We start from the raw sequence: 12,474 nt of genomic DNA on the forward strand, positions 1-12,474 counted from the left end.
ATTACACTATAAGACATTGAACGTCATGAATTGCAGCTCGCTGACACGGAGGTCACTCTAGTTAGTAAGCTGCAATTTTTTATTTTAGATATTACTAATTTTTAAGTTTGAGATGATAAAGATTTCTATAAATTCGATTGCAGTTACCCTCGTTGTATTTTTACTCACAGCATGCGGGACTGAAGATAAGATGGTATCGCTTGCCGGTAAAACTATGGGCACGACTTACCATATTAAAGTCGTTAGAAATGAGCAATTACCAACGACACAATTACTGCAAGCTGAAATCGATATTGCGCTTGAGCTAGTCAATGACCAAATGTCGACTTACCGACCGAAATCTGAATTATCTAAATTTAATCAGCTAGGGATTAATCAGAGTATTACCGTTTCACAAGATACAATGACAGTATTTAAAGAAGGGTTAAGACTTTATGATGTGACCGGTGGCGCTTTAGATATTACATTAGGGCCGTTGGTTAATTTATGGGGCTTTGGTCCTAATAAGCGTCCAACCGAGATCCCGAGTAAAGAAACGATTGATAGAGTGAAAGCAAAAGCCGATATTAGCGGTTTTACTATTAATGGTTTAAAACTAACAAAAACCAATCCTGACTTATATGTGGATTTATCTTCATTAGCAAAAGGCTACGGTGTTGATAAAATAGCGCAACTTTTAAATAAGTATCAAGTTAAAGGTTATCTTGTTGAGATTGGCGGTGAAATTAGCGTTAAAGGTGTTAAAGATGACGGTGCGCCTTGGCGTATAGCGGTCGAGAAGCCGTCGTCAGAAGGAGCCTCTGTTCAGCAAGTTGTTGAGCCTGGTGACATGGCGTTGGCGACATCGGGTGACTACCGTATATATTATGAAGAGAATGGCGAGCGTTTTTCGCACTTAATTGACCCACGTACTGGCTATCCAATTAAGCATAAGCTAGCCTCAGCGACAGTATTACATCCAAGCAGCATGACAGCGGATGCATATGCGACTGCAATGATGGTGTTAGGCACTGAAGCATCATTAGCGTTAGCCCATGATGAGCATTTGCCTGTGATGTTAATTGAAAAAGATGGCGATCAATACGAAGTTTTTTACAGTGAAGCTTACGCACCATATATTCAGTAAGCGTTTTATTATGCGTTGTTTGTGGATTATTTAGCGATTTTTGCCGATTAGAAGTAATTGTTGGAGAATATTATGAGTACCTTTATTGCAGCGTTCGTTGTGTTGTTATTATTTTTTCTATTGATGTCTATTGGCTATATTATTAAAAGAAAAGCGGTTGAAGGTAGTTGCGGTGGTTTAGGTGTATTAGGTATTGAAAAAGCCTGTGACTGCGATGACCCATGTGATAAGCGTAAACGCCGAATGGCTGAATCAGAACGTGAAGCTAAACTAAATCAAAATCGGATTATTTAATCATCTGATTAGAGCGTCAACTTGCTCTTAAATTGATATCAATAAAGCCCATTGAATAAATAATTCATTGGGCTTTTTTGTTGTCATCATTGGCCAATATAATGGCATTATTGTATTAGATACAAAATTTACAAAACTCTTTTTAGGTAACATTTTCGACTAATTTTGTGATTTGATGCAGGTGAAATATATTACCTATTTAGCTAGAAGGGTGATTCTATTGAAGTTAACGTAACTTACGCATAGTTAAACCTAGTTAATAACCTAAGTTGTAATGATAATGATTATCACTAACTAAGCTTATGATTTTAAAGGATATTTGTATTTTTTTATTGTATGTACTATTCTGTTGGAAATTGATCCAGATCAATCTTGCATTTAAAGGACAAAATCATGAAAGGCCATCCAAAAGTAATTAGTCAGTTAAACCGTGTTTTGACTTGCGAGCTAACTGCAATCAACCAATATTTCTTACATGCACGCATGTTTAAACATTGGGGTTTAGAAAACCTTAATGAAAAGGAATACAAAAAATCGATTCAAGATATGAAACATGCTGACAAGTTGATTGAGCGTGTTTTGTTTTTAGAAGGCTTACCTAACCTTCAGCAGTTAGATAAATTACGGATTGGTGAGCATTGTGAAGAAATGCTTGATTGTGATGAGCAAGCGCTAACAGAACAGTTAGTGGTATTGCGTGAGACTATCAAGCTTTGTGAAGCTGAACGTGATTATGTTAGCCGCGATTTATTAGAAGATTTACTCGAAGATGAAGAAGAGCACCTAGATTGGATTGAGTCTCAAAAAGAGCTAATCAATCAAACGGGTATTCAAAACTACCTTCAATCACAAATTAAAGATTAATAGGAAATTAACATGAAAGGTAATCCAGAAGTAATTGCAGCGCTGAATGCACTATTAACCGGTGAATTGTCGGCAATGGATCAGTATTTTGTACATGCTCACATGTATGAAGATTGGGGATTTGACGAGCTTTATACTCGCATCCTTCATGAGTCTGATGATGAGAAAGCTCATGCTGCTAAGCTAGTTCAGCGCATTTTGTTCCTAGAAGGAACCCCAGATGTCGCAAGTCGTGAAGCACTAAACATTGGTAAAGATGTTGAAGAAATGCTGAAAAACGACCTGAACTACGAATATGCCGTGGCTGACCATTTACGTGAAGTTATCGCTTTGTGTGAAGCTAAAGAAGATTTCCAAACTCGTGAAATCTTAGAAGTGTTATTAGACGATACTGAATCAGATCACATGTATTGGTTAGAGAAGCAAATTCGACTCATTGATCGCGTTGGTTTACAAAACTACCTACAAACAAAAATGTAATCTATTTAAATTGTTTTATTGTTAAAGCCCAACTGTTTAATAACAGCTTGGGCTTTTTTGTGTCTGGTGTTTTGTGCGCGCAAGCCCTCTTGTAAAGAGTCCCATCAGGACTATTTTTAGCCCTATGATTGTCGGTACTGTTTTTATATACAGTATTTAGTGTACTTCGAATTAAGTTTTAGCTATTCTTTACTCATACGTACTTGTAGTCGTTACTTACTCAACAGCATGCGAATTCAACTTACGGGTTTCGTTATCGATAATTATGCCATGATTATAAAACAGTAAAAATTAACCTTGATTCTAGATTTTAAATGACTTCATCTATGCGAAAAATTATTCATATCGATATGGATTGTTACTTTGCCGCAGTGGAAATGCGCGATTTTCCTGAGCTGCTCGGCAAACCACTTGCTGTGGGTGGAAGAAGCGATCGAAGAGGGGTTATTAGTACCTGTAATTATGAGGCTCGTGAGTTTGGCGTACGTTCTGCTATGTCGAGTTATCACGCGCTTAAGCTTTGCCCCGACCTTACCCTAGTCCCCGGTCGAATGGATGTATATAAATCTGTATCTGTTCAAATTAGAGAAATTTTCCACCGTTATACCGACTTAGTCGAGCCACTGTCATTAGATGAAGCCTACCTTGATGTCACAGATTGTGAGCAATGTAAGGGCAGTGCGACCTTGATTGCACAAGCCATTCGCCAGGAAATATTTGAGGTCACTGGGCTGACAGCATCAGCAGGTGTGGCACCGATTAAGTTTCTTGCCAAAATTGCTTCAGATTTGAATAAGCCCAATGGTCAATATGTTATCCCTCCTGGTGCCATTGCTGAGTTTGTAAAACCGTTAACCTTAAATAAAATTCCCGGCGTAGGCAAAGTGACCTCTGCTAAATTAGCTGCATTAGGCTTAAACACCTGTGAAGATGTGCAACATTACCCAAAAGAAAAGTTGATAGCGGGATTTGGTAAATTTGGCCGAGTATTAATAGAGCGAGCCCAAGGTATCGATAATCGTCAGATAAGCCCGAATAGAGTTCGTAAATCTGTGGGAGTCGAAACCACACTGGCTCAGGATATTTTTACTCTTGAGCAATGTAATAATGTGATGCCGCAGTTGATCCAAGAATTGCTGGCTCGAGTCAACCGCAGTGCTAAAGATAGAAAAATACATAAACAAGTGGTGAAGTTGAAGTTTAATGACTTTAAACAAACCACCATTGAACATCGCAGTGACGAGATATCAGTGAACATGTTTCAAGACCTACTGGCACAAGCCCTAGAGCGGTCAAATGGAAGAGGAATACGATTAGTGGGTGTTTCTGTCGGACTGGCTGATATTGTGGCTGATGCTAGCCATTCAACAAGTGAGTCTCAAGGGGCATTAACGCATAGCGAGCAACTGGACTTAAACTTCTAATAGAGTTTAAGGTCGCCATTCAAATAAAAAGGCTGCCATTGGCAGCCTTTTAGTCTTGTACTGATTAAGTTTATTAACCTTTAGCAGGAATACGTTCTAGCACTGCTAATAACAGTTCCCAATATTGGCCAACGGTTGTGATGTTAACCATTTCATCAGGGCTATGTGGATAACGAATGGTAGGGCCAATAGAAACCATATCCATTGTTGGATAAGGCTCTTTAAATAATCCACACTCAAGACCCGCATGAATTACCATGATGGTTGGATCTTTTTTGTAAATGTCATTGTAAGTGTCACGAACAATTGCCATCACTGGAGAGTTATTGTCGGGCTTCCAGCCTGGGTAAGCGCCAGATAACTCGATGCTAGCACCTGAAAGGTTAGCGAGTGCTGTCAATTGTGTTTCAATTTCAACGCGGCCTGAGTCGATTAATGAACGGATAAGGCAAAGCACTTCAACAGATTCATTTTCAGTACTAATAACCCCAGTATTCAATGATGTTTCAGTAACGCCTTCAACTTCATCACTCATACGCATTACCCCATTAGGGCAAGCATGAAGTAAGTCGATCAAGGTGTTTTGTGCATCTTCACTCATGACTTTTTCTGGAGTCTCGATTGAAGCAAGTGTGAGTAACATGTCAGGATCGGCAATCGATAACTCTGCACGCACTATTGCCTGGAACTCGGTAATGGCTTGTTCAAGCTTAGTTTGGTTTTCACTAGGCAACATAAAGCTGATGTTGGCTTCACGTGGAATAGCATTACGTAGTGAGCCGCCAGTAAAGTTAACTAACTCAAGTGCGAGCTCATCGGCGTAGCTAAATAAGAAGCGTGCTAGTAACTTGTTTGCATTACCACGACCTAAGTGGATGTTTACACCTGAATGGCCACCTTTTAGTCCAGATAAAGTTAGGCTAAAGCTGGCATTAGTTTGCTCAGGAGCTTGCCATGACATTGGCACACTTAATTGAGCGTCAACACCGCCTGCGCAGCCCATGTAGATTTCGCCTTCTTGCTCAGAGTCAGTATTAATTAAAATATCTGCTTCAAGCATGCCTGCTTCTAGACCAAAAGCGCCAGTCATTCCTGCTTCTTCATCAATGGTCAGTAATACTTCTAATGGACCATGCTTGATATCATCAGCGCCAAGTACTGCTAGAGCAGAAGCCATACCAATACCATTATCAGAACCTAACGTTGTACCGTTAGCTTTTACCCACTCACCATCAACATAAGCTTCAATCGGATCTTTTTCAAAATCATGCTCTTTATCAGCATTCTTTTGCGGAACCATATCAATATGAGCCTGAAGAACTACAACCTTGCGGTTTTCCATGCCAGGAAAAGCGGGTTTTTTAATGATGAGGTTGCCCACTTTATCTTCTACAACGCTTAAGTTTTTTGACTTAGCCCACTGTTGTATGTGTTCACTTAATGCTTGTTCGAATTTTGATGGATGTGGAATTGAACAAATTTGTTCAAACCATTGCCATAAAGGCTGAGGATATAATTGATTGATCGCTGTCACGAAGACTCCCTTATTGTTTTTGAGGTGGGAATAGATGGCAAACAGTCTAGCATATCAAGCCTGTTAGACTGTGATCTGAGGCGATTTGATTGTTTGTGTTATAGCAAATATATGTAAATAAATATTAACCCTGTCGTCATTTGAAATTTATATACTTAGGCCGCGCAAACTGGCTATTATTTAATGCTTAATGGCAAACTGTTCATAGCTAAATAAAAATGATTAAAAAGGAAGGCTCATGTTTCAAGTGGATCTAGTAGACGTTCAAAGTGATGATGCGATTTTCGAAGGTAATGGCTGGGATGCCGTTATTGTTGTTGCTTCAGATTTAGATGTCATCGCACAAGATGAAATCAAATTACTGGCAAATCATGCCAAACAAATTGATCAAAGAATTGGTAAAACCGCAACCTTATTATTAGCGCCAGGCTTAGCTGGCGGGCGTTTGATTGTGTCGCCAGTGCTCAATGCACAAAACGAATACAGTGATGTAACTGTGTTTGCTAAGGCAGCACGTGAGGGGATTGCGATTGCAAAAGCTGCTGGTGCGGTAAAACCATTATTGGTGGTAAGCCAACATAGCGATACGCGTTATCAATATGCGCAACAGGTCTCGGCATTAGCATGTGGTCAAGAGTTATGGCAATCCCTTGAGTACCGAGAAGCTGAACAGACATTGCCTGCAATGACAGCGATTGGTTTATTGGTAACTCAATCTTGCAGTGAATTACTCAATGCTGTTGAAGCGGGTAAGGTGCTGGCTCGTGACTTATGTGGCACGGAACCTGAAAGAATGGCAGCTCCTGCATTTGCTGATTATTGTGTCGATGCTTTTAACGGCAGTGGTTTATCAGTTTCAGTGGTGGATGAGCAAGAAGAGCTAGAACGAGACTACCCGCTATTATGCGCAGTTGGTCGAGCATCATTTTGTGTACCTAGGCATCAGCCTCGTGTTGTAAAGGTTGAATACGTTGGCGAAGGTGAAATAGAGAAGACATTTTTATTCGCTGGTAAAGGGGTTATATACGATACCGGTGGTGCAGATATCAAAGTCGCTGGCGGTATGGCTGGGATGAGCCGTGATAAGGGCGGCGCTGCAGCAGTTGCAGGCTTAATGAAAACCTTATCTCTATTAAAACCCAAAGGTATTCGGGTTATCGCAGAATTAGGTTTAGTCAGAAATAGCATTGGTAGTGATGCGTTTGTACCTGATGAAATCATCAATAGCCACGCAGGTGTGCGCGTAAGAATTGGTAATACTGATGCAGAAGGGCGTTTAGTACTCGCTGATTTATTATCGCATTTAAGAATAAAAGCCACATCTGCAGTTAATCCTCAATTATTTTCAGTGGCTACCTTAACTGGCCATGTGGTGCGCTGTTACGGTGGTTACACTGCAGTGGTAGAAAATGCGGTGTCAAAAGCACAGGGCATTGGCGCTGGAATTGCTGATGTCGCTGAGTTATGGGGTGAATCGGTTGAGTTGTCTCGTTTACGTCATGATGATTTCGCTAAGGTAAATAACATTTCTGGTCAAGGTGAGTTACTGTCATCTAATAATGGTCCATCAGCCATTACTGCCCGTGGTCATCAATACCCAGCAGCTTTCCTTATTAATGCCTCTGGTTTAGGCGACCATGGCAGTCACAGTGCTGCACCGCTACCATTTGCCCATATCGACATTGCGGGTAGTGCAACGGAAGGGCACCCTTTGTATGGAAAACCGACGGCATCACCTTTGGTAACTTTATTACATAATGCGATAAAGTAAGCTTCTAGTAGCTCAAAAAATAACCGAGCACAATATATAGTGGCTTTGTTGCGAAAGTAACAAAGCTGCTTGTATTTATATAGTCATACAAATGTAATTTAGTTACTTTTTTAGCTATATTTAAAATAATTTCAAATAATACTTGTAATAAAATTACATTTTGGTATTATTTGTCTCGTTGAAGAGCACGGTGCTTTTCAATTCTAGTTCATCCAGGAAGGATAAAGTCTCCAAGGAATCGAGTAAGTAAGTTGTCTCAATGGATTGAGAAAAGTAAGTTCCAAGGAACCGAGCCCAGCAAGACTAGGTTTTAAACAACTTTATTTGGAGTACGTACTATGTCTTATACAGGCAATCAATATATTTATTGGCAAAACACTTGGTTAAGTTCAGATGCTTTATCAGGTGGTTTATATGCCATGACATTCAAGGGCTAACCCATCCTTGATTGAAGTTTTACCCGTATCAACCCTTTTTTCTGTCGCCTCACGGCGATCTTAGACAACAAGCTAGTTCTCTATTGCTAGTTTATTTTGAAGTTTTATCACTTAATGGTGATTCAGTTTTCCTATCCCCATACCGGAAAACGATTAAACTTGTCAGCCTACTCATTGAGTAGGCTTTTTTTTACCTGTATTTCACGTTTCCCTCAGTAATCAGTTTATTAAATTGTCTTGCTAGCGAATATGAGTGTTTATATTGTGAATATGGTTAAGCTCCCTATAAATACCTATAATCCTTGTCACTTAAATGTCACCTGTATCAGTTCCTTATCATAGTGAGTTGATCAAGTAAGGCGTGACAACAGCCGTTCCATTCCCTTTTTCAAGGATTAAAGTTTCATGTTAGAGAAACTGTTCAAACTCAAAGAGAATCAATCAAATTTAAAACAAGAAGTGGTTGCAGGTATCACGACCTTTTTAACCATGGCCTATATCATTTTTGTTAATCCGATGATGTTGGCGGATGCGGGCATGGATCAAGGCGCTGTTTTTGTGGCGACATGTTTAGCGGCAGCAGTAGGTTGTTTAGTGATGGGCTTTGTTGCCAACTATCCAATCGCGTTGGCACCTGGAATGGGATTAAATGCTTTTTTCACATACACCGTAGTTGGTGAAATGGGCTATAGCTGGGAAACAGCATTAGGCGCGGTATTCATGTCGGGTATTTGTTTCCTTATTCTGTCTTTAGTGAAAATTAGAGAGTGGATTGTCAATAGTATTCCGATGAGTTTACGTTTGGGTATTGCTGCTGGTATTGGTTTATTCCTTGCCTTTATTGGCCTTAAGGCTGCAGGCATTGTTGTCGCAAGTCCTGCAACCTTAGTGACCATGGGCGACATTACGGCATTTCCAGCTGTGATGGCTGCACTCGGTTTCTTTTTAATTATTGCTATGGTTCAGCGAGGGTTAAAAGCTTCAGTAATTTTAAGTATTTTTATCGTCACAGCGCTGGGGTTAGCGTTTGGCGACGTTAGTTATAATGGCATTGTATCAATGCCGCCATCTATTGCGCCTACTTTCATGAAAATGGACTTATCTAGCGTATTAGAAATCAGCATGATTTCAGTGATATTTGCTTTCTTATTTGTCGATCTCTTTGATACTTCAGGGACATTAGTTGCAGTGGCTCAGCGCGGTGGTTTCTTAGATGAACAAGGTCGTTTACCGAGAGTGAAGCGTGCTTTAAGTGCTGATAGTTTGGCAACTATTGCAGGTGCGAGCTTAGGTACCTCTACAACAACCAGTTATATTGAAAGTACTGCGGGTGTGAGCGCTGGTGGCAGAACTGGATTAACAGCGGTTGTGGTCGGTATTTTATTTATCCTTGCATTATTCTTTGCGCCACTCGCGGGTATGGTGCCTGCGTATGCAACAAGCGGTGCATTATTTTATGTGGCTATTTTGATGATGTCTGGTTTGGTGAATGTTGAATGGGAAGACCTCACTGAAGCAGCGCCTGTGGTGATTGTATGTTTACTGATGCCACTGACTTTTTCTATTGCTAACGCAATTGGCTTTGGATTTATCTCTTACGCTGTCATTAAAGTATTAACTGGTCGCTTTAAAGATTTGAATCTAGGCATTGTATTTATTGCGGTCTTATTCTTAGTTAAATTTATATATGGTTAAACCGTTGAGATGTTGGGTTTAAGTTAACTTTTTGCGTTGATTTTACTCGTTTGCTTTGGATTTTAATCCTCAGCTATTGTTTTTACAGGCTTCATTAAATATATCTTGTTAGCTAAAATAAATCGATTTATTGATTTTTTGTTAAGGGTTATGCATTGCATAGCCCTTTTTTATACAGGATCATAATCTATGTCATGAATTTCTTTTAACATAGCTAAGCATTGCTATTATTCTTTAGTCTAATTAGGTATAAAAATCTTCCACTAAAATTGTTTTGTTTGGAAAGGTACCAATGTCTTACCAGCGGGTAGTAGTAAAATTAGGCACCAGCGTGCTGACGTCAGGCAGTAATAAGCTTGATAAAGCGCACATGGTTGAATTAGCGCGACAAATGTCAGCGTTAGTTCGTTCTGGCGTTGAAGTTGTGCTTTGCACATCAGGCGCAATAGCTGCAGGACGAGAGCACCTCCAATACCCCGAACTCCCCGATGACATGCCCAACAAACAACTTCTTGCAGCAGTAGGCCAAAGTCAGTTAATTCTTGCTTGGAGTGAAGTGTTTAGCATTTATGGTTTGCATGTCGGTCAACTGTTGCTTACTGGCGCTGATTTACATGATCTTGAAAGATACATGAATGCAGGCGATACGATTAACGTCTTGTTAGAAAACAACATCATTCCAATCATTAATGAAAATGATGCGGTTGCGACTAGTGAGATCAAAGTGGGGGATAATGATAATTTATCTGCCAGAGCTGCATTGCTATGCGAAGCCGATCTGTTAGTGCTACTGACGGATCAAAAAGGTTTGTTCGATGCAGATCCGAGATCAAACCCCAATGCCAAATTAATCACTACCGTAGCCACCATTGACGACAACTTACGTCAGTTAGCTGGCGGCGCTGTATCTGGGCTTGGCACTGGTGGCATGGCGACTAAATTAGAAGCCGCAGACATCGCTAAAAGAGCTGGTGTTGAGGTTGTAATTGCTTCAGGCCATCATCCAGAAGTCCTGACTAAAATTGCTAAAAAAGAAGCAATTGGCACTCATTTTAGTGCGATTAAAAACCCACTAAGTTACCGTAAACAATGGATTTTGGTAGGACCTGCAACAGAAGGCCGATTTAAACTTGATGACGGTGCATGTCATGCGGTGGTTGAAACTGGCAGCAGCTTATTACCGAAAGGTATAGTCAGTGTCGAAGGCGAATTCGAGCGTGGTGCGATTGTGTTATTGACCGATCAATCTGGCAATGAAATAGCTAAAGGCTTAAGCCGTTACTGTTCACGTGCGCTGAAGCTTATTGCCGGTAAACACTCTAACCAAATTGAAGAATTAATTGGTTACGATTATGGCGCTTCTATAGTACATCGAAACGATATGGTTCTATTAGACTGCGAACAATTTAAAGGAAGCAAACATGCCTCATAAAGAATATTTACACACATTAGGCAAGCAAGCAAAAGCGGCAAGTTTTGCCCTAGCGAATTTATCTAGTCAAAATAAATCTGAATTATTGCATTGTATTAGTGAGCAGTTATCACTTAACAGCGAAGCTATTCTTACTGCCAATGCTAAAGATGTCGCAGCGGCTAGAGAAAATGGTTTAACAGATGCCATGATTGACCGCTTGTTATTAGATACCGATAGATTAAGCGGCATAATTGCAGATATTGATAATGTGATTAATCTTGCCGATCCCGTTGGAAGTGAATCAAGCAGTCAGCTGTTAGATAACGGTTTACGCTTAACTCAACGTCGCGTGCCACTAGGTGTTGTGGGAGTGATTTACGAAGCAAGACCAAACGTGACAGTTGATATCGCAGTACTTGCATTAAAAACGGGTAATGCAGTTATTTTGCGTGGCGGTAAAGAAACACTAACTTCTAACCAGGTATTAAGCGACGTCATTCGTAAAGCATTAACCTTGCAAGGCTTACCTGAGAATGCGGTTCAACTTATTAACTCAACCGACAGAGATTTGGTAACTGGTTTATTAACCTTAGATCAATACGTCGATATGATTATCCCGCGTGGTGGGCAAACGCTGCAGCGTTTATGTGCTGAAAAAGCCAGTATCCCGGTGATCTTAGGTGGTATTGGTATTTGTCATTTATACCTAGATAAAATGGCCGACCTGAGCCGCAGTGCAGAAGTGATTATTAACGCAAAAGTTCAGCGCCCAACAGTATGTAATGCGTTAGATACTTTACTGATACATGAAGATGTTGCTGCTGAATTTTTGCCAATCTTATTCAAGCAAATGTCAGCATTAGGTGTCAGTTTTTATACTTGTGATAAAACCAAAACCTTAGTGGATACTCAAGCCTTTGAAATCCATTCAGCTACTGATGAGAGTTACTCAACAGAGTGGTTATCACTGACCTTAGGTGTAAAAGTGGTTAATGACATTGATCAGGCTATCGAACATATCCGCCAGCATTCTAGCGGTCACTCTGAAGCGATTTTATCTGACGATATTAATGCCACTTGTCATTTTATGAATCAAGTCGATTCAGCTGCGGTGTATGTGAATGCAAGTACACGCTTTACTGATGGCTCGCAATTTGGACTAGGCGCTGAAGTTGCTGTTAGTACGCAGAAGTTACATGCTCGTGGACCAATGGCACTTGATGCGTTAACCACATACAAATGGTTAGCAACAGGTGACTACACTGCACGTGGATAGTTAGTCTGCTTCTTTTTTACTTAACGTTTGAGATAGATACTTAATGTTTGAGATTATTACTTAACGTTTGTGATTGATAGTTAAAAAGCACTTCGGTGCTTTTTTGCTTTCTGCCATCTGCCAATTAGTAAGCTTTACTACAAGCCATTAGGGATGTTG

At 40.2% G+C, this 12,474-nt stretch carries 10 protein-coding genes; 9 read left to right on the forward strand and 1 reads right to left on the reverse strand.

The annotated features are described in order from the left end of the window. The first annotated feature begins 112 nt into the window (after positions 1-112). The 5 genes from L2737_RS04320 (at position 113) to dinB (ending at position 4,188) form a co-directional block, all read left to right on the forward strand. Complete coding sequence (locus tag L2737_RS04320) at positions 113-1,126, forward strand: FAD:protein FMN transferase (protein WP_102528438.1); 1,014 nt, start codon at positions 113-115, stop codon at positions 1,124-1,126. Between the two features lie 72 nt (positions 1,127-1,198). After that, positions 1,199-1,420 carry a (Na+)-NQR maturation NqrM gene (nqrM, locus tag L2737_RS04325; RefSeq protein ID WP_102528439.1) on the forward strand — a complete coding sequence of 74 codons (222 nt, stop codon included), beginning with the start codon at positions 1,199-1,201 and terminating at the stop codon, positions 1,418-1,420. Between the two features lie 393 nt (positions 1,421-1,813). Then, complete coding sequence (gene bfr / locus L2737_RS04330) at positions 1,814-2,284, forward strand: bacterioferritin (RefSeq protein WP_220751761.1); 471 nt, start codon at positions 1,814-1,816, stop codon at positions 2,282-2,284. A 12-nt stretch (positions 2,285-2,296) separates the two neighbouring features. Beyond that, positions 2,297-2,764 (forward strand): bacterioferritin, encoded by a 468-nt coding sequence (bfr, locus tag L2737_RS04335; protein ID WP_102528441.1) that lies wholly within the window; start codon positions 2,297-2,299, stop codon positions 2,762-2,764. A 326-nt stretch (positions 2,765-3,090) separates the two neighbouring features. Then, the gene (dinB, locus tag L2737_RS04340) at positions 3,091-4,188 is read left to right on the forward strand and encodes a DNA polymerase IV (RefSeq protein ID WP_102528443.1); all 1,098 of its coding nucleotides are present in this window, start codon (positions 3,091-3,093) and stop codon (positions 4,186-4,188) included. A gap of 73 nt (positions 4,189-4,261) precedes the next feature. On the opposite strand, the gene L2737_RS04345 is transcribed toward dinB, so the two are convergent. After that, positions 4,262-5,722, reverse strand: coding sequence for an aminoacyl-histidine dipeptidase (locus L2737_RS04345; protein WP_248954909.1), 1,461 nt, complete (start codon positions 5,720-5,722; stop codon positions 4,262-4,264). A 238-nt stretch (positions 5,723-5,960) separates the two neighbouring features. Here L2737_RS04345 and L2737_RS04350 point away from each other — a divergent pair, with 238 nt between their 5' ends. From L2737_RS04350 to L2737_RS04365, 4 genes are all read left to right on the forward strand, one after another. Next, complete coding sequence (locus L2737_RS04350; RefSeq protein WP_229368973.1) at positions 5,961-7,493, forward strand: M17 family metallopeptidase; 1,533 nt, start codon at positions 5,961-5,963, stop codon at positions 7,491-7,493. Between the two features lie 842 nt (positions 7,494-8,335). Further along, complete coding sequence (locus L2737_RS04355; protein ID WP_248954910.1) at positions 8,336-9,625, forward strand: NCS2 family permease; 1,290 nt, start codon at positions 8,336-8,338, stop codon at positions 9,623-9,625. Positions 9,626-9,917: 292 nt separating this feature from the next. Continuing rightward, positions 9,918-11,057 (forward strand): glutamate 5-kinase, encoded by a 1,140-nt coding sequence (gene proB, locus L2737_RS04360; protein WP_248954911.1) that lies wholly within the window; start codon positions 9,918-9,920, stop codon positions 11,055-11,057. After that, positions 11,047-12,315: a glutamate-5-semialdehyde dehydrogenase gene (locus tag L2737_RS04365; RefSeq protein WP_248954912.1), complete on the forward strand. Its 1,269-nt coding sequence runs from the start codon at positions 11,047-11,049 to the stop codon at positions 12,313-12,315. Before proB ends, L2737_RS04365 begins: the two co-directional genes overlap by 11 nt. Positions 12,316-12,474 lie beyond the last annotated feature (159 nt).

It is taken from the genome of Shewanella electrodiphila, from assembly GCF_023283985.1.
Classification (GTDB): Bacteria; Pseudomonadota; Gammaproteobacteria; order Enterobacterales; family Shewanellaceae; genus Shewanella; species Shewanella electrodiphila.

Bases quoted from the DNA above. Each gene is read 5' to 3' on its own strand.
- L2737_RS04320 (WP_102528438.1), top strand. From the start codon at position 113: ATGATAAAGATTTCTATAAATTCGATTGCAGTTACCCTCGTTGTATTT.
- nqrM (WP_102528439.1), top strand. From the start codon at position 1,199: ATGAGTACCTTTATTGCAGCGTTCGTTGTGTTGTTATTATTTTTTCTA.
- bfr (WP_220751761.1), top strand. From the start codon at position 1,814: ATGAAAGGCCATCCAAAAGTAATTAGTCAGTTAAACCGTGTTTTGACT.
- bfr (WP_102528441.1), top strand. From the start codon at position 2,297: ATGAAAGGTAATCCAGAAGTAATTGCAGCGCTGAATGCACTATTAACC.
- dinB (WP_102528443.1), top strand. From the start codon at position 3,091: ATGCGAAAAATTATTCATATCGATATGGATTGTTACTTTGCCGCAGTG.
- L2737_RS04350 (WP_229368973.1), top strand. From the start codon at position 5,961: ATGTTTCAAGTGGATCTAGTAGACGTTCAAAGTGATGATGCGATTTTC.
- L2737_RS04355 (WP_248954910.1), top strand. From the start codon at position 8,336: ATGTTAGAGAAACTGTTCAAACTCAAAGAGAATCAATCAAATTTAAAA.
- proB (WP_248954911.1), top strand. From the start codon at position 9,918: ATGTCTTACCAGCGGGTAGTAGTAAAATTAGGCACCAGCGTGCTGACG.
- L2737_RS04365 (WP_248954912.1), top strand. From the start codon at position 11,047: ATGCCTCATAAAGAATATTTACACACATTAGGCAAGCAAGCAAAAGCG.